This is a genomic window from Borreliella californiensis (assembly GCF_014205885.1).
In the GTDB taxonomy this organism is placed as follows: Bacteria; Spirochaetota; Spirochaetia; order Borreliales; family Borreliaceae; genus Borreliella; species Borreliella californiensis.
The window spans coordinates 21021-40025 of sequence record NZ_JACHFB010000002.1 but is presented as its reverse complement, the minus strand read 5'-3'; the positions used below and the strand labels follow the sequence as shown (position 1 = coordinate 40025).

General features: G+C 30.9%; 17 protein-coding genes and 2 tRNA genes. 2 read left to right on the top strand and 17 right to left on the bottom strand.

Annotated features, from left to right (window positions below):
* Window positions 1-148 precede the first annotated feature (148 nt).
* The 16 genes from bmpD to HNP67_RS02285 all read right to left on the bottom strand — a co-directional run bounded on the left by bmpD (window position 149) and on the right by HNP67_RS02285 (window position 15122).
* Window positions 149-1174 carry a nucleoside ABC transporter substrate-binding protein BmpD gene (gene bmpD, locus HNP67_RS02360; RefSeq protein ID WP_184124610.1) on the bottom strand — a complete coding sequence of 342 codons (1026 nt, stop codon included), beginning with the start codon at window positions 1172-1174 and terminating at the stop codon, window positions 149-151.
* A gap of 96 nt (window positions 1175-1270) precedes the next feature.
* Entirely contained in the window at window positions 1271-1744 is a 474-nt protein-coding gene (gene rpsG / locus HNP67_RS02355; protein WP_184124608.1) for a 30S ribosomal protein S7, read from the bottom strand.
* Between the two features lie 24 nt (window positions 1745-1768).
* Window positions 1769-2143, bottom strand: a complete 375-nt coding sequence (rpsL, locus tag HNP67_RS02350; RefSeq protein ID WP_002656492.1) for a 30S ribosomal protein S12 — start codon at window positions 2141-2143, stop codon at window positions 1769-1771.
* A 67-nt stretch (window positions 2144-2210) separates the two neighbouring features.
* Entirely contained in the window at window positions 2211-6344 is a 4134-nt protein-coding gene (gene rpoC / locus HNP67_RS02345) for a DNA-directed RNA polymerase subunit beta' (RefSeq protein WP_184124606.1), read from the bottom strand.
* A gap of 15 nt (window positions 6345-6359) precedes the next feature.
* Window positions 6360-9827 (bottom strand): DNA-directed RNA polymerase subunit beta, encoded by a 3468-nt coding sequence (rpoB, locus tag HNP67_RS02340; RefSeq protein WP_184124604.1) that lies wholly within the window; start codon window positions 9825-9827, stop codon window positions 6360-6362.
* Window positions 9828-9912: 85 nt separating this feature from the next.
* The gene (gene rplL / locus HNP67_RS02335) at window positions 9913-10287 is read right to left on the bottom strand and encodes a 50S ribosomal protein L7/L12 (RefSeq protein ID WP_184124602.1); all 375 of its coding nucleotides are present in this window, start codon (window positions 10285-10287) and stop codon (window positions 9913-9915) included.
* 68 nt (window positions 10288-10355) lie between these two features.
* Window positions 10356-10844, bottom strand: a complete 489-nt coding sequence (gene rplJ, locus HNP67_RS02330) for a 50S ribosomal protein L10 (protein WP_184124600.1) — start codon at window positions 10842-10844, stop codon at window positions 10356-10358.
* 4 nt (window positions 10845-10848) lie between these two features.
* The gene (gene rplA, locus HNP67_RS02325; protein ID WP_184124598.1) at window positions 10849-11529 is read right to left on the bottom strand and encodes a 50S ribosomal protein L1; all 681 of its coding nucleotides are present in this window, start codon (window positions 11527-11529) and stop codon (window positions 10849-10851) included.
* Entirely contained in the window at window positions 11529-11960 is a 432-nt protein-coding gene (rplK, locus tag HNP67_RS02320) for a 50S ribosomal protein L11 (protein WP_184124596.1), read from the bottom strand. Before rplK ends, rplA begins: the two co-directional genes overlap by 1 nt.
* Window positions 11961-12011: 51 nt before the next feature.
* Window positions 12012-12566, bottom strand: a complete 555-nt coding sequence (nusG, locus tag HNP67_RS02315) for a transcription termination/antitermination protein NusG (protein ID WP_184124594.1) — start codon at window positions 12564-12566, stop codon at window positions 12012-12014.
* Window positions 12567-12589: 23 nt separating this feature from the next.
* Window positions 12590-12760, bottom strand: coding sequence for a preprotein translocase subunit SecE (gene secE / locus HNP67_RS02310; protein ID WP_184124592.1), 171 nt, complete (start codon window positions 12758-12760; stop codon window positions 12590-12592).
* Between the two features lie 27 nt (window positions 12761-12787).
* A tRNA-Trp gene (locus HNP67_RS02305) sits at window positions 12788-12860 on the bottom strand.
* A 15-nt stretch (window positions 12861-12875) separates the two neighbouring features.
* Window positions 12876-13055, bottom strand: coding sequence for a 50S ribosomal protein L33 (gene rpmG / locus HNP67_RS02300; protein WP_002556991.1), 180 nt, complete (start codon window positions 13053-13055; stop codon window positions 12876-12878).
* Window positions 13056-13082: 27 nt separating this feature from the next.
* A tRNA-Thr gene (locus HNP67_RS02295) sits at window positions 13083-13155 on the bottom strand.
* 73 nt (window positions 13156-13228) lie between these two features.
* Complete coding sequence (locus HNP67_RS02290; protein WP_184124590.1) at window positions 13229-14077, bottom strand: hypothetical protein; 849 nt, start codon at window positions 14075-14077, stop codon at window positions 13229-13231.
* Between the two features lie 13 nt (window positions 14078-14090).
* The gene (locus tag HNP67_RS02285; protein WP_184124588.1) at window positions 14091-15122 is read right to left on the bottom strand and encodes a hypothetical protein; all 1032 of its coding nucleotides are present in this window, start codon (window positions 15120-15122) and stop codon (window positions 14091-14093) included.
* Window positions 15123-15469: 347 nt separating this feature from the next.
* Here HNP67_RS02285 and HNP67_RS02280 point away from each other — a divergent pair, with 347 nt between their 5' ends.
* Window positions 15470-16129, top strand: a complete 660-nt coding sequence (locus HNP67_RS02280) for an ankyrin repeat domain-containing protein (RefSeq protein ID WP_184124586.1) — start codon at window positions 15470-15472, stop codon at window positions 16127-16129.
* Window positions 16130-16138: 9 nt separating this feature from the next.
* On the opposite strand, the gene HNP67_RS02275 is transcribed toward HNP67_RS02280, so the two are convergent.
* Window positions 16139-17689 carry a hypothetical protein gene (locus HNP67_RS02275; protein WP_184124585.1) on the bottom strand — a complete coding sequence of 517 codons (1551 nt, stop codon included), beginning with the start codon at window positions 17687-17689 and terminating at the stop codon, window positions 16139-16141.
* A gap of 106 nt (window positions 17690-17795) precedes the next feature.
* Here HNP67_RS02275 and HNP67_RS02270 point away from each other — a divergent pair, with 106 nt between their 5' ends.
* Window positions 17796-18986: a dicarboxylate/amino acid:cation symporter gene (locus HNP67_RS02270; RefSeq protein ID WP_184124584.1), complete on the top strand. Its 1191-nt coding sequence runs from the start codon at window positions 17796-17798 to the stop codon at window positions 18984-18986.
* The last annotated feature ends 19 nt before the right edge of the window (window positions 18987-19005 follow it).

Here is a 19005-nt window from a genome sequence, read left to right as displayed (position 1 = left end):
AATTATTTTTCCTACATCACCATAATATCTAAATTTAAACCCTTTTGCAAGATTAATTTAAATTAAAACTTACAATAACTAAAAAACTTCATAAAATATCTTTAAAGAATTAAAAAGATTTTTCACAAACCAGTTCATAAAAATCACGTTAATTTTCCATTTGCAAAATAAAATTATCATAAGATACCTTGTCATAAGGCACTTTTATTATACCCCTTATTATACTTTGCCCGATTTTTAATGATTTGTCATAAATCTCATAATAATTTGATTTTAGGTTTTCATTTAAAACCAAACCAAGTCCATCTTCTTTAATCCCAAAAAACATGGTCTTGCCCCCATCTAAAACTCCAGTTTCTAAATACTTTTTTGTTAAACTATACATCAATGAATCAACTTTCTTTACAGCAGAAACAATAACATTATTAGGAGCAAGATAAGATTGATCCTGATCGACTCCAATAATATAATGATCGGGCCCCAATTCTTTTGCGGCCTCAATTACTCCTATACCAGAAAGTCCTGCAGCTGCAAATATGATATCAACCCCATCTCGATACATATTAGATGCCGTTGAGCGACCAAGCCCAAAGTCTCCAAATGTACCAACGTATTGAGAGACCACTTTAATATTAGAATTTGCATACTTAGCACCAGCTTCATATCCATACATAAAAGATTCTAAAACTTTTCCCTTTACCCCTCCAATAAATCCGATCTTACCCGTTTTAGAAGCCTTTGACGCAAAATATCCTGCTAAAAAAGCCACCTCTTCGGATCTAAAATTAATATTGAGAAGATTTTTAGGTATTTGAATTTCATCATAAACCCCTTCTATGATTGCATAACTAACAGAAACATTCTCGCTAGCTCTTTGAAAAAGAATGTCTGACAATCTAAATCCAACTCCCCAAATCAAATTTGAATTACCATCTTCTAAGTTTGCAATATCTCCTAAATAAGAATTGCCTGTAGATGCTTTTTCAATTATATTTATATTTAAATCAGCCTTTAATTTTCTTATCGCCTTAGAAGAACTTTCATTAAATCCTTTATCATCAAAAGCACCATCAACTATAAGCGAAACTGTTTTGGCCCCTGATTTACCATCATTAGAGCCAGAACAAGCGACAACAAATAAAAAAATAAAAAAATAATAAACTTTTTTTAACACAAAAACACCCTCCTTACTTTTAATAAAAAATACAAAAAATAGTTCTAATATTGCACAGCATATAAACAAAAAAAGACACCTTTAACAGGTGTCTTTTTACCATCTATAATGAGTAAAAGCTTTATTTGCTTCAGCCATTCTATGAGTATCTTCTTTCTTTTTAAAAGCAGCTCCAGTAGAATTATACGCATTTAAAAGTTCGTTTGACAACTTTTCCCTCATAGACCTACCACTAGACTTTCTAGCAGCAAAAATAATCCACTTCATAGCCAAAGCTTCTCTTCTCTCTTCTCTAACTTCAACAGGAACTTGATATGTAGCACCACCCACCCGTCTACTTCTTACTTCCACCAATGGCTTAATATTATCTAAAGCTTTATAAAAAACAGCCATCTTATCACTTTCTTCAAGCTTATTAGCAAGTAAGTCTATTGAACTATAAAGTATATTCTCGCTTATTGATTTTTTTCCATCATACATCATTCTGTTTGCAAACTTTGCAACAATTCTAGAATTGTACCTGGTATCAACAAAAATTTTCTTTTTGATTTTTTTACTTTTTCTTGACATATCTAATATTAATCCACCTTTCAGTTAAGCTTTAGGTTTTTTTGTTCCATACTTAGATCTACCCTTTTTCCTATTATTAACACCAAGGGTATCCTTAGCTCCTCTAACAATATGGTACCTTACACCAGGCAAATCTTTAACTCTACCACCTCTAATTAGAACCACAGAGTGCTCTTGTAAATTATGACCAATTCCTGGAATATATGCTGTTACTTCAAATCCATTTGAAAGTCTAACACGTGCTACTTTTCTTAAAGCTGAATTAGGCTTTTTGGGAGTTACGGTCATTACACGTGTACAAATTCCTCTTCTTTGAGGACAATTTTGAAGCGCAGGAGATGCGGTCTTCTCCGTTTGACTTTTTCTAGGCTTTCTAATTAACTGATTAATTGTAGGCATTTATCAACGCTCTCCTTTTCTTGAAACTATTAATAAAATGGTAGCAAATATATCACTTATTTTCAAGCTAAACTCCAGAATCGATATTTTCACTAACTTTAATTTTTTTATAAAGCCCCATACCAGTTCCAGTAGGAATTAAATGTCCAATTACAACATTTTCTTTCAATCCCCTAAGATCATCTATTTTTCCAGCAATTGAAGCATCTGTTAATACTTTTGTTGTTTCCTGGAAAGAAGCTGCGGAAATAAAAGAATCTATATTAAGAGACGTCTTAGTTACTCCTATAAGAATTGGACTTGCTATTGCTGGCTCACCACCTTGTTCGATTACTTTTCTATTTTGCTCATAAAAAGTATGCTTATCTACCTTTTGCCCATAAACAAAATTAGTATCACCAACTGCTACAATCTTCACTTTTTTCATCATTTGCTTAATTATCACGCCAATATGTTTATCATTAATGCTTACACCCTGTTTTCGATAAACATCCTGAATTTCTGCCAACAGAAATTCTTGCAAACTAATCCCACCTAAAATTTCAAGCACATCATGAGGATTAATTCTACCATCACAAAGCATATCTCCTGCTTTAACAACATCTCCATCTCTAACCAAAAGATGTTTGCCGGCTGGAATATAATGTTTATGTTCAACCCCATACTCATCTAAAATATTAATAAGTCTTTTACCTTTTTGAATTGATTTAAATTGCACAATTCCACTTACTTTAGCCATTTCGGTTAAATTCTTAGGAATTCTTGTTTCAAAAAGATCATTAACACGAGGCAATCCCCCTGTAATATCTTGAGTTTTTTCAGAACCTTTAGAAAGTTTTGCAATAATATCTCCTATATTAATGCTCTGACCATCTTCAACTTGAAGATAAGCATCGCCAGGCAATACATAAGATGCAACCTCCATACCACTACTATCAATAATAAAAATTCTAGGATCAAGGGATTCAAAAACATTATCTGTAATTCTTTTTTCAACATTGCCTGTTTCAGTATTTATTTCCTCTTTAAGAGTGGTTCCTAAAATAATATCCTTAAATTTAATTTTACCCTTAACCTCTGCAATAATAGGCTCTGCAAATGGATCAAATGTGCCAATAACTTTGCCTGATTCAACATAATCACCAACCTCTATTTCAAGCTTTGTGCCCGCTTTCAAGGCAACTTCTTGCTCTTCTGATACTATGAAAAAATTATCCTCTCTTAATTTAACATAACCAATATAAGAAGAGAGAATCTCTGCACCCTTTTTATCAACAAACAAGGGAATTCCTTTTATTACTCTTTGAGAATCCAAAACTTTAATCTCTTTTATGTTCTTAATTTTTTCTTCATAAAAAACATTGATTATTTTTAAAGTTCCTTTTCTTGTGAAAAGAATTCCATTATCAATTCTAACATTAAAACCTTCTATGCCATTAAGTATAAAAGCATTCTTTAAAGATATTTTATCATCCTCACTACCAGCCTGAGCAACTCCGCCAATATGAAAAGTTCTCATGGTTAATTGAGTACCTGGTTGACCTATGGACTGAGCAGCAATTATTCCTACAGCCTCACCAATGTTAACGGGTTTGTTCTTAGAAAAGTCTCTACCATAACATTTTTGACAAACACCATGTTCAGCTTCACACGTTAAAACAGATCTAATCACAAGTTTTTCAATACCAATTTTCTCTAATAACTCTATTTTAGCTTCTGAGATTTCTTCATTTGCATCTAAAACAATTTCACCAGTAATTGGATTTTTTATTCTTTCAATAGAATAACTCCCAACAGCTTTTTCTTTCAAAGATTCTAATATTTCTTCACCATTTTTTACAGTCTCAACTTTTATTCCATTTATAGTTCCACAATCTTCTATTCTAACAACAACATCTTGAGCAATGTCTACTAATCTTCGAGTTAAATATCCAGCATCAGCGGTCTTAAGAGCAGTATCTGCTAGACCTTTTCTTGCTCCATTTGTAGATATAAAAAACTCTATCACAGAAAGACCTTCTTTAAAGTTAGAAATAATTGGAAGCTCAATAATATCCCCAGAAGTTTTTGCCATTAATCCTCTCATACCAGCAAGTTGTCTTATTTGATTTCTACTGCCTCTAGCACCAGAATCTGCCATCATATATATAACATTAAATCCATCTCTGTCTCTCTTTAAAATTTCCATCATCTTATTAGTAAGTTCTTCGTTGGTCTTTAACCAAACAGAAACTACATTATTATATCGCTCTTCACCAGTAATAACACCTTTAGCATAATCATTTTGAATTTTAGCAATCTCTTTATTGGCCCTCTCTACATAAGTTCTTTTTTCATCAGGAACAATAATATCACTCATACTAATTGTGCACCCAAACTTAGTAGCATACCTAAAGCCAAGCTCCTTGATAATGTCAAGCATTTCAATTACGATAGAAGAACCATGAACTACATAAACTTTTGATATTAAAATTTGTAGCTCCAAATCACTAAGAGTTTTATTTACAAATTCAATTCCATTAGGCAAAGCCTCATTAAATATAACCCTACCAGCTGTGGTTTTTTTATACTCGCCATCAATTTTTACATAAATAGAAGCATTATAATCTAAACTCCTATTATTTATGGCAAGAATAACATTACTAAAGTTTAAAAACTTTTTACCTTCTCCAACAACATTCTTTTTTTCCATAGTTAAATAATATAAGCCCAAAACAATATCTTGGGATGGAAAAACAATGGGATGCCCATTAGCAGGATTTAAAAGATTATTTGTTGAAAGCATTAAAGCCCAGCTTTCAGCTTGTGCTGCTGGAGTAAGCGGCACATGTACCGCCATTTGATCACCATCAAAATCAGCATTATATGCATGACAAACAAGAGGATGTAATTTTATTGCCTTACCCTCAACTAACACAGGCTCAAAAGCTTGAATTCCAAGTCTATGAAGAGTAGGTGCCCTATTTAAAAGAATAGGATGCTCCTTGATAACAAGATCTAAAATTTGCCATACCTCGTCAACTTCTTGCTCTATTAAATTCTTTGCCCTTTTGATATTAAAAACAGCTTCACTCTCAATCAGCCTCCTTATCACAAAAGGCTTAAAAAGCTCAAGAGCCATTTTTGCAGGCAATCCACATTGATGTAGTTTTAGCTCAGGACCAACAACAATAACAGAACGACCAGAGTAATCTACTCTTTTACCAAGAAGATTTTGTCTAAACCTTCCCTGCTTACCTTTTAATGCATCGGAAAGCGACTTTAAAGGCCTGCTAGATGAACCTTTGACAACCTTTCTTTTATGAGAATTATCAAAAAGAGAGTCTACTGATTCTTGAAGCATTCTTTTTTCGTTTCTCACAATAATCTCTGGCGCATTAAGAAGAAGCAATTTCCTTAAACGATTATTTCTATTTATAACTCTTCTGTAAAGATCATTAAGATCAGATGTTGCAAAGCGCCCTCCATCAAGCTGAACCATTGGCCTAATCTCTGGAGGAATAACAGGAAGAACTTCCATAATCATCCATTCTGGCTTATTGCCAGAAATTTTAAAATTCTCAATAATTTCAAGACGTCTTAAGAGTTTCTTATCAGTTTTATCATCTTTATCTATCATTTGAATCCTAAGCTTAGATGAAAGCTCATCAAGATCAAGATTTTCAAGAAGGGTTTTAATAGCTTCAGCTCCCATTGAAGCATTAAAAGACATACCATATCGCTCTCTAGCTTCTATGTACTCATCTTCATTTAAAAGCTGCATTTTTTTAAGATCAGTATCACCCGGTTCAATTACTACATATTTTTCATAATAAAGAATAGAATTCAAACTAGATGCCGTAATATCAAGCAAAAGCCCAATCCTAGAAGGTATATATTTGTAATACCAAATATGCGCAACTGGAGATGCTAGCTCAATATGACCCATTCTTTCACGTCTAACCTTAAAATGGGTAACCTCTACATTACAACGATCACAAATAATACCTTTATATCTAATCGATTTAAATTTACCACAATAACATTCCCATTCCTTTGTAGTACCAAAAATCCTTTCACAAAAAAGCCCATCCTTTTCGGGCCTTAAAGTTCTATAATTAATAGTCTCGGATTTTTTAACCTCCCCATAAGACCAATTTCTAATTTGATCAGGAGATGCTATTTTAATTTTTATTCTTTCAAAATCTTTTATCTCTTTCATGAAAACTCCAAAAACCTAGCTTTTATTAATCAATTCTTCTTCCTTTTCTGTCAAAGGAACTTGATTCCCAACATCATCATAAATCGACAAATCAAGCCCAAGTCCTCTAAGCTCTTGCATTAGCACATTAAAAGACTCTGGAATCCCCGATACATTAGTAGGAACACCTTTTACTATATTTTCATATATCTTGACTCTGCCTGACATATCATCAGATTTAACTGTTAAAAGTTCTTGAAGAGTGTGTGCTGCACCATAAGCTTCAAGAGCCCAAACCTCCATTTCTCCAAGCCTTTGTCCACCAAATTGAGCTTTTCCTCCAAGAGGTTGTTGAGAAACAAGAGAATATGGGCCTGTTGACCTTGCGTGCATTTTATCATCAACAAGGTGGTGCAGTTTAAGCATGTAAATCACCCCAACCATTACTTCATTTTCGAACGGCTCTCCTGTATAACCATCATATAAAATTTCTTTAGAAGTTGGATTAAATCCAGCTTTTCTTAATTTTTCCTGAATTTGTTCATTTGTAGCAGATTCAAAAACAGGAACATTATAAGATTCACCAAGATATTTACCAGCAAGACCAAATTGAGATTCCATCAACTGTCCGATATTCATTCTAGATGGAACTCCTAAAGGATTTAAGCATATATCAAGAGGGGTTCCGTCTGCAAGATAAGGCATATCTTCAACAGGAAGAATCTTTGCAACAACACCCTTATTGCCATGTCGTCCAGCCATTTTATCTCCCTCTTTAAGCTTCCTTTTTTTGGCAACATAAACTTTAAGTATTTCCTCAACTCCAGGAGAAAGATTGCCAACATCCTCTTTAGTAATCCTTTGAACATCAATAACTGTACCTTCAGTACCATGAGGAACTTTTAATGAATTATTTTTAACATCTTTTGCTTTTTCTCCAAAAATGGAAGTTAAAAGCCTAAATTCAGGAGTAATGTCTCCTTCTGACTTTGGAGTAACTTTACCAACCAGAATATCACCGGGCTTTACATAAGTTCCTATCCGTATAATTCCATTTTCATCCAATTTGTTTAGTATTTTTTCGCTAACATTAGGGATATCTCCTGTAACTTTCTCAGGACCAAGCTTAGTCTCTCTTACCTCTATGCTAAATTCTTTGATATGAATAGATGTATAAAGATCTTCCTTTACAATTCTGTCAGAAATCAATATAGCATCCTCATAATTAAATCCATTCCAAGGAATAACTCCTAACAATAAATTATTACCAAGAGCAAGTTCCCCAAATCTAGTGGCAGGACCGTCAGCTATTATTTCGCCCCTTTCAACCTTTTGACCCTCTTTAACTAAAACGGATTGATTAAAGCAAGTATCTTGATTTGTCCTTTCATACTTAACAATATGATATTCATCTAAATCTTTAGAATTCTCTGCCTCAAAAGGTTTAACAACTATCTTGCTACTTGTTGCAAGAATAACTTCTCCACTTCTTTTAGCCTTAACAACTACTCCTGAATCCTTTGCAACAACACTTTCCATACCCGTACCAACAATAGGAGGCTTAGGAAAAAGCAGGGGTACTGCTTGTCTTTGCATATTAGAACCCATAAGAGCTCGATTTGCATCATTGTGCTCAAGAAAAGGAATTAACGCTGAAGATACTGAAATTAACTGCCTAGGAGAAACGTCCATATAGTCTATGTTTGTAGGTATTGTTGTAGTATAATCACCAGAAATTCTAACAGAAACTAAATCTTCAAGATACTTTCCATTAGAATTAAAAGCGGCATTAGCCTGAGCAATGCACTTTTTCTCTTCGTCAATAGCAGATAAATATTCCAATTGATCAGTCACCTCGCCATTAACAACTTTCCTATAAGGGGTTTCTAAAAAACCATAATCATTAACCCTGGAATAAGTAGCCAAAGAAACAATAAGTCCAATATTTGGTCCTTCAGGAGTTTCAATAGGACACATTCTACCATAATGAGTATAATGCACATCTCTTACTTCAAATCCTGCCCTGTCTCTTGAAAGTCCTCCCGGTCCAAGGGCATTAAGACGCCTTTTATGAGTAAGTTCGGCTAAAGGATTGACTTGATCCATAAACTGTGAAAGCTGACTGGTTGCGAAAAATTCTTTAACAGCAGATACAATAGGTTTAACGCTTATTAATTCTTGAGGCTTTAGATTAAAAACTTCTTTGTTAGACATTCTGTCCTTAGCAATTTTTTCAACCCTTGACATAGCACTTTTATATATATTAGTAAGAAGCTCCCCAACAGAACGAACTCTTCTATTTCCCAAATGGTCAATATCATCAAGAACATCATGACCTTCATATATTCTTAAAAGATGCGATATGGTGTTAACAATATCATCCATAGTTAAAACTGATGTACTTAAATCATCAAATCCAAATTTTTTAGAAAGCTTATAGCGCCCCACACGTCCAAGATCATATCTTCTTTCAGAAAAGAATATAGTTTTTAAATCGTTTTCAGCATTATCAATTGATATTGGCTCACCAGGAAAAAGAGAACCATAAACAGCCAGCATAACTGATTCTTTTGGAAGCTCTTTAGAACCATCCTTTAAAGCAAAAAAAGCATCCTCTTTTTCAAAGCAATTTAAAATAACATTCGAGCTTACAAAGCACTTTCCAGAAATATCATCATAACCATCAAAATCAACAAGCTCTATTTCATTTACTCCATTTTGTAAAAAATCTTCAACATCTTGCAGAGTAATTTTATCTCCTGCTCGATAATACATATTTTCTCTTATGTTAATACTCTTGGCTAAATATTGCCCCGGAAGATCTCTTTTTGTATCATCTTCAACTTTAATTTTTTTAATATTATAAAAAGTTTCTATTATTTTTTCTCTCGTATCAAACCCTAAAGCTCTTAAAAAAAGAGTTATGAGTATTCTTTTTTTTCTATCTATTTTTACATAAAGATAATCTTTCTTAGAATCAATCTCAAATTCTAACCAAGAACCACGATAAGGAATTATCCTGGCAGAATACAAATCTTTTTCTTTATAAAAAACAACTCCTGGAGATCTGTGAATCTGAGAAACAACAACCCTCTCAGCCCCATTAATAATAAAAGTGCCCCTTTCTGTCATTAAAGGAATAGTTCCCATGTACACATCTTTTTGCCTTATTTCCCCAGTAGTCAAAAATTGCAAATTTAGTCTTACTTTTAAAACAGCCTCATAACTTTGCCCCTTTCTTTTACATTCTTTTTCTGTAAAGTTAAGGGCATCATTTTCTATATAGTATCTTTCATACTCAAGAGCAACATCACCATTTCCACTTTTGATGGGAAATATATTTCTAAAAACAGACTCAAGACCTTCATTAAGTAAAGGTTTTTTATTTTTTAATTTATCAAGTTGTAAAAATTTTTCATAAGAATTTAATTGTATTTCTATCAGGTTAGGTAGGTCTAAAATCTCATCAGCTCTTCCTTGTCCCAGATGAACTCTTTTTATCATTAAAAGACTCCTTTTTTAAGACATAACAAGCCGCACATCATAACGACATGCGGAATATAACAACTTTGATATATTTTTAATTTTTTTATTTAACTTCAACTTTTGCGCCAACTGCCTCAAGTTTCTTTTTTAATTCTTCAGCATCTGACTTAGAAAGACCTTCTTTAATAGCTTTAGGAGCAGCTTCAACTAACGCCTTAGCTTCTCCAAGACCAAGTCCCGTAATAGCTCTAACCTCTTTTATAACATTTATCTTGCTATCACCAAAAGACATAAGAATTACATCAAATTCAGTTTGTTCTTCAGAATCAGCTGGGCCTGCTGAAACAGCTCCCCCCACACCAACAGAAACAGCTGCAGTTACTCCGAACTTTTCCTCAATAGCTGTTACAAGGTCAACAACTTCCATAGTTTTTGCACCCTCAAGCCAGGTTAAAATATCTTCTTTATTTAGTGCCATATTAACTCCTTATATATTTATTTTACAGTGATAGCATGCACTCAAAAATTAAGACTAACACTGCCATGTTAATTTTTAACATCAGTCAAAGCTTTCAATGTTCTTGCAAGCTTAGAAACTGGCGCTTTTAACACGCTAGCAAATAAAGAAATAGACTCTTTTTTAGTAGGAAGTTTGCTATAAGCTTGAACTTTAGTCTCATCATAAAACTCTCCTAATACAAAACCACCCTTTACTTTTAAAGTACTACTTTTTACAAAATCATAAAAAATTTTTGCTATTACATTAGCCTCTTCTAATGCAGTAACAACAACTGTAGGGCCAACCAAACAAGAATCAACAATATTAATATTCTTTTCTTTTAAAACCATCTTCATTATATTGTTTTTAACAACTTTTAATGCTCCATGTTCGCCTTCTATTTTATTGCGAAGTTCTGTCAACTGAGCCACATTTAAACCTCTATAATCTAAGAAAAAAAGATTTTGTTTACTATCTATAAATTGTTTTAATAAATCAAACATTTCCAACTTTTTAGAATTTATCTTTGTGCTCATAATGTCACCTCCAAACAAAATTAACTTTTATAGAAGGCCCCATAGTAGATGAAATATAAATACTATCTATAAAAGCTCCCTTTAAGTCACTTGGTCTTTTTCTAACAACTTCCTTGATAAATTCCTCATAATTTTCTTTTATCCTTTCATTATCCATAGAAGATTTACCAAAAGAAAAGCTTATTACACCATTTTTATTTGCTCTAAATTCTGTTCGACCTTTTTTAAGACTATTGATTGCATCTTTAAGATTATTTGTAACTGTTTGGGTCTTTGGATTGGGCATTAAACCCCTTTTCCCTAAAATAGGGCCAAGCCTTCCAACATCTTTCATCATATCAGGAGTTGCAACAACAATATCAAATTCATCCCAACCACTTTTAATCTTATTTATAAGATCATCATCGCCAACATAAGTTGCACCAAAAGCTCTAGCTTCATTTGCTCGATCACCTTTTGCAAAAACAAGTATTCTTTTTGGCTTCATAAACTGATTTGGCAAAACTATAGTGTCTCTAACAGTATGATTCTTTTTTAAATTAAGGTTAACAGATATATCTATAGTTTCATCAAATTTGGCAAATTTAATTTCTTTCAACAGTGAAATTGCATCTTCAATGTTATAAAATTTATTCTTATCTACTTTGGAAAAAGCTTTAATATATTTTTTACCCTTTTTTGACATTATTTCTCTACCTCAACACCCATTGAACGTGCACTTCCTGCAATAATTTTAAACGCTGCTGATTCTGACTTTGCATTTAAATCAGACATTTTAATTCTTGCTATCTCCATCAACTTTTCTTTTGATATAGTTCCAACTTTATCTGTATTAGATTTTTTAGATCCTGATTCTATCCCAATAGCTTTTTTAATTAAAATTGAAGCTGGAGGGGTCTTTACAATAAAAGAAAAACTTTTGTCACTATAAATAGTAATAATAACAGGAACCACAATGCCGGGATCCATCTTTGCGGTTCTTTCATTAAATTCTTTTACAAACTGAGGACCACTAACTCCATGAGGTCCAAGCGCTTGCCCTATTTTAGCTCCTGGAGCTGCTTGAGCAGCTGGAACCTGTAATTTAATCCAAGAAATTGCTTTTTTTCTTGCCATATCATCTCCTTATGGTAATAACGCCTTCAAAGCTCCCATTAATATTAAATTTTAAATCTTTTCTATATGCTGAAAATCAACTTCAACGGGTGTTGATCTTCCAAAAATTTGAACTGCAACTTTTAATTTCTTTCTTTCATAATCAATAGAACTAATAAGCCCCTCAAAGGAGTCAAAAGGTCCGCCTTTAATCCTAACCCTTTCTCCCTCTTCAAAGTCATAAAGCATAAAAATAGATTTATTTGCTTTAATCTCACCAGTAAGCATAAAAACACTTTTTACTTCTTCATCATTAATAGGAATAGGTCTTTGCCCCTTACTAACACCAACAAAATTAATAACTCCTTGAACTTTGATAATATTAGCAACAATATCTTTCCAACCTACTTCTGGAAGATCTAGCTCAATAAGAATATAACCTGGCCAAATTTTTCTCTCTCTTATTCTTTTCTTGCCATTTCTTATCTCTTCTACTTTTTCAATAGGAGCCTTAACATCTAATACTACACCACCAAAAACACCTTCACTTATTAAAAGTCTTATGTCCTGCTCTATCTTTTTCTCATATTGAGAATAAGTTTGAACTACATACCAAGCTCTAGACATAATTTACCCTTCTTACAATAAAACTAAAATACATAAGCTACAACAAGAAACATAAGATAATCAACTATACCCAAGAAAATAGAAACAAATAATACCAGCCAAAAAACTTGTCTTCCATTTCCAACCACTTCATTATACTTAGGCCACGTTACCTTCTTAAGTTCCAAGATACTATCTTTGATAAACCTAAACACTTTAAAGCCTCACTTTAACTCTAACAACAGGTCAGGAGGGACTCGAACCCCCAGCATACAGTTTTGGAGACTGTCGTTCTACCATTGGAACTACTGACCTATTATTTACTATTTATTATTTTATTTTTCCTTCCTTGTGAAGAGTGTGTTTTCGCAATTTTGGACAATATTTCATCAATTCTAACTTTTCTTGCTTATTGCGTCTATTCTTAGTAGTAGTATAATTTCTAATTCCTGTCTCTTCACAAATCAAAGATATTAGCTCAACAGCTCCTTTGCCCTTCTTTTTACCCATATAACAAAACTCCTAACTACCAACAAAAGCCCCCAATCGGACTTGAACCGACGACCCCCACCTTACCATGGTGGTGCTCTACCAACTGAGCTATAAGGGCACTAATTCCCTATAAAACTCTTTATTATCTTAGTGGATTGTTTGGAAAAAAACAAGTACTAAGTTTAATTTTCTTATTTTATTACAACAAGTTTTCCATCTTGCAAAAGTTTAATGTTGTTACTATTTGAAAACAACTTATTAATAGAATGCTCATCAAGTATAATATCTGTATTATTTTTACCATAAATACTTTTGGCAACTAATTTTAAAGGACGATGTCCAACCCTATTTTTATTGCTATAAAGAACATCGTTGCTATACTCAAGCATTCCCCATTTTTTCAAAGCCTCTGGAGAAACCATTCTTTTATCAAAATAAGGCCTAATGTTTTCATCATAAATTTTGATAAAAAAAGAGTCTTCTAATTTTTTAGAACCAGAAGTATTATTGTAGACCTCACCTACATAAATCACAATTCCTGTATAATCGATTTTATCAACATCGGAATTTACCAATGGATAAAAAGCTTTATAGGGAGTTTCATGTGAAAAAAATAAACTTATAAAATTGGGGAAAAGACTAAGCTCATACCTAACAGTTAGGCTTCTTAAATCTTCTGAATATTTTATATAAGATCTTTTCAAAATACTATTAGGGCCTGAAAAATTAAGTATTAAGCTGGGATTCAGGTCAAAATAATCTTTAAAAGTATTTTCAGAATCCATAATTATCTTAAAAAGAGATTCTCTTATTAACGTGTCTTTAAAATCATTAATAGTTGCTATTAATTTAGAAGCCGTATTTAAACCTACTGGTCTAAATTCATTTTCATTAATTTCCTTAACAATGTCAAAGCAAATAACCTTCCTATCCCAATCGATTATTCTGTGCACACTTGTCTCAGCAAATTCATCTTTTATTATAGAAACATTAGAATAAAGTAGAAATAAATAACTAAAAAGAAACTTAAGAAAATACATAATCTCCTTCCTATTATTTTTTACCTAAATACACGCCTATCCAAGTCCAACCATTATTAATTTCTGGATCTTTAGGATAAACAATTCTTTTAAAAACAAAATACCATTCCCGAATATGATCCCATCCGCTTGACTCAAGATAAGATATATCATCACTAGAATCTGCCTCAAGATGCTTTGCAAATTGTATTCCGTTTTTCCTTCTCCCCCCAAGCCTAATCATCGTGGTTAAAAAGCTATTAGTATTAATAGAATTACTCTTTCCACCCTTTTGATCCCAGCTTTGAATAAAAAAATTATTTTTATCCCTTATATTAAGTAATTTAGAAGTATCCCCAGAAAGAACAAAATTTTTAACGTCCTGGATTAAATCCCCTAAATTTCTATAAACAACAAACTCTGGATTATTAAAGTAATTGATTTTTGTAACAACATTAAAATAGTCTCTAGAATCTATTTTTAAATGTGACCTTGGAATTGAAAAAAATTTTTTATAGTAAAAATAAGATTCATCGTAATCTTGAACATCCTCCAAACTTAATGCAAGATTATAAAAATAATTACCCTTTTCCTCATTGTTTAAGTCATCAATTCCTGTATTTAATATAAATTTGTAATACTTGATTTTATCGATTGAATCAATATTTAAATTGACAATCTTTTTAGCCGCCCTTGTTTTCACTGAATAGTTTTCATAAACATAATCATCAAAATTATCAACAACACACTTGTAAATACTAAAAGCTACAAAATCCTCTCCCATGGAACTATAAATATTACCCATTAAATAAAGATATAAAGGATAATATTCTCTGGATTCATCATCAATAATTCCACTATTTACAATTTCTAAAGCATCTTCATAATTTTTATTTGCAATATATATATTAACAACCCTATCAATAATAAGAAATTTATCTAATCTATTCTTATTAGAAGACTTTAAAAGATGAGTAAGATTTTGAATTTCGCTTTGTTTTTGGTTGCAAGAAGTAAATAGCAACAAAATCAAAATAAATTTAGAAATTTCGGTCAATAGATTCATAAAAGTATTTTACAATATAAATATGCATAATAAAATGCATCCCCCAATTTAAAAAATTGTCAAAATTTTATATAAATATCAACTTAACATGACCACATTTTATATTAAAATAAATACAAAAACATCAAAACAACAGCGCTAAAGTACATAAATTTAAAATTAAAACTCGGTATAAACTCAATATTTAAAAAATAATAAAAATCATTTTGTAACCGACAATTGCGAACATAAAAATGTTGAAAAATAATCTTATAATGATCTATAATAAATTTTAATTTAATGCCTATTTAAAAAAGCAATCGTCTAAAATTAAACACTTTATTAAAGGAATATAAAGCTAACAAAACATGAAAAAAGAATTCATTATACTTTTACTGTTATTGCAAACAATATTGAATTTAAATTCAATAAATGCTAATACAAGCACCTCAATAGTAAAAGAATTGCAAAAAAATTTATATGTTTTCAATAGTAAAGAATATCAAAAAGATAAAGACACTTTAAATGAATTTATAAATTCAATAAATATAAACGACAAAGAAATCTTGCAAAATTTAGAAAAAGTTAAAAATGAGCTTTTTATAATATCTGTTTTTTTCAAAAATAAAAAAGGGGTTTTAATTGCATTAAATCTTGGAGCAGACATAAACCTTAAATATAAAATATCTCCAATTTCAATTTCAATAATAAACAATGAAATTGAAATCATAAAAATATTGGTAGATTACGGAATAAGCCTTAATCAAATAGATGATACCAGCTATTCTCCAATATTTTGGGCAATATATACTAATAATGAAAAAGTATTTGAACTTTTAAAAGAAAGCGGAGCTGATTTAAGCTACACACTTAAAAATAGAAAAACACCAATGCAAGCCGCAATAGAAACAGAAAATATAAACCTAATTAAATCTCTGGAAAAGAAAAAAATTTACATTGACGACAATTATAAAAAAGAACTTAAAACGCTTAAAAATAAAGAAATAGTCCGAATTTTAGTAAAATAGAAAATAAATTTAATACCCATCAGATGTCTGAATATTTTTATCTTTATCAATAAGATCTTTGTATATAAAAGATTTTTTAGCAAGTACCTCTTTTAAATTTTTAGAAAAGGGTAAATTTCTCCACATTATACCACGCACCAATTTCTCAAGTTTTTGAATTCCTTTACTTTCCTTTTCTATCCAAAGAAAATAATCTTCTAGAAAAAAATTTTTAACATTTCCTTTTTTAATAAATTTAACATAATAATCGTAATATTGACCTGTAATTCCTGTTTCCATCCATCTAAAAGAAGCCTGTTCTTTTGCAAGCTCCCAAACAAAATCACCAATACCCAAAATAACCGCTTTTCTTAAGTTTTTAGCATACATGGGTATTAATACTTTACCCCTGCCGTTTGCTCTGTTTTTAACATCAATTGATTCCCAACAAATTCCTTTATCACCATAAGAAGGTATTAATATAAAATAAGGAACCACTCTAAGCAAATCTCCTCTATACGCTTTTTGAAAAAGTCTAGGCTGAATATCTTCGATTTCCCAAACAAGCTGCATAATTCTTTCTCTGCTTCCAAAATATTGAGGGTTAGCAACCACATTATTTTTCAAAAGAATAGGGAAATGATTACCTCTTGGCCCTATCGCAAGTTTATTGGCGCTTCTGATAACTTCAACTTCATCATATGCAATAGCTGATTCAGCGGACATCCCAATATTATTCATTTTATTTTGAATTTCTAAAAGCTCTCTGTTAGTGTCTTCAATTTTATTAATAAAAACATTAACATCTCGATTTGATTTAATAAGATCATCAACATAATTACTAGCAAAATTTAAAGGCTTTAAAATCGAATTGGGATAAGAACTCTGCACCCCGTATTCAGTCATATAAGTTAAATCGTTTTGACTATTATTTAAAAATAAAAATTCAAACATACTTCTTAACTTATTAAGAGCCTCTTCTCTGATCTTATCAGTTCTCTTAAGACTGCTTTTTGCAAAATCAATATTTGCCAAAAGTTTTTCTTTCTTATTAAGTAAAATTTTTTCCAAATCTTCTTCTTTAAAATTATCCGATGGCAAATCAGTTGCTAATCTACTAAGCTTAAAACTATTAACCCCATAAAGCCATTCATCAAAATAAATAAAAGACTCATTATAATGATTGTCCCAAATAGTTTTTGAAATTAATAGCTGAATTTCAGCCCCAAGTGCATTTGGAATAAGGGCAGCAAATCTAAATAAAATTTTCTGCTCCATAGTCAATTTTGAAATGTTTTTTGCAATCGATTTGAGAAAAGACCAATAAATGCTAATCACTTGATTATATTTTAAAACCCTATCAACCTCTTCTGACTGCGGATTTAAATAGTCTACTAAAACCTTATGAAGCTTAAAACCAATTTCTTTACTACTTGAAATAAGATTTTTATAAAAATCTTTAGTAAAAAAATTCTTATCATGCTCCTCTAAAGTTAAAATATTTGGCAATCTTGAATCTAAATCCGTATCTACAGAATCAGGATATTTATACAAAAAACCCCCAAAAACACCCACAAGCAATATGACAACACAAGTACAATTGTAACTCTAAAGTTTATATTTACAAAAAAATTTAGTACTATTTATTATATACAGTGTACCTTAAATCTCTGAAAGGGGAAGTCGTATGAATATAAAAATCAATTTTTTTTTCACTCTGCCTATTGGGATCTTTTTAGGATTATTTTTCCCTCTTGGGATTTATAGCTCTTTATCACATGCTTTTATAAGATTGTCATACTTATCTCTTATTCCCTTTTTAATATTTTCAATTCCATTAGGAATTGAAAATATTATTGAAAATAAAAACTTTAAAAAGCTTTTTGGCAAAACAATTTATTACGGGATTTTAACTAACATATCTGGAGTTGCTGTATCAATAATAGCCGCTACAATATATCTTCCACAAAGAATTCCAATACTAGAAAAAACAATACAAAATACACATTTTTTTGAAAAAGAAGCTTTACTAGAAACATTTTTTCCAAAAAATATTTTCAAAATATTTACATCTAGCAATCCAAATCTATTAAGCATCTACATGATTTCAATAATAATAGGCACAAGCTTTTATTATGCAAAACAAAAGGGCAGAATAGCTAGAGAACTGATGCTAAGCGCATCTAATCTTTTTTACCATGCAAATGGGTTTATTGTAAATATATTAAACATAGGCATCATTTTTATAACAGCAGACTACACTACAAACTTAAAAAACTTTAAGGATTACCAAAATTACACAAACAGCATAACATTCTTTTTGGCATGGACAATTATAATTCTATTCGTAATATTGCCAACACTTAGTTATAGATTAACAAAAAGCTTTAAAATGATATATAAAGGAATCCTTGTATCATTTCAAAACATAATATTTTCAGGACTTGCAAAAGATTCTTATTCTCCTTATGTAATATTAATAGAAGATATTAAAAATGAAAAAATAAATATAAAAAAATCCATAATTATAAATATACCTTTAATAAATTTTGTATCTAAATTTGGTACTATTTTTGTTTCAGTAATATCATTTTTTATAATTTTAAAATCATATTCTAGCTTGCCCATTTCTATCTATGAAATAAGCTATATGAGCACTTTATCATTTTTTTTTGTCTTTGCATTTCCTCATATACCAAATAGCTTAATTTATATAATTACAATGCTTTGCTCTACCTATACAAAAGGAATAGAGCTAAATGTTTCCAATATAACACCAATGCTACCAATATTAATCTCTTTAGCTTTACTAATTGACTTTGCTTTTAACATTGCAATCATTCATATAATAAATTTCAAAGAACTAAAAGATCAATAAAAAATTACTTAAAACTAAA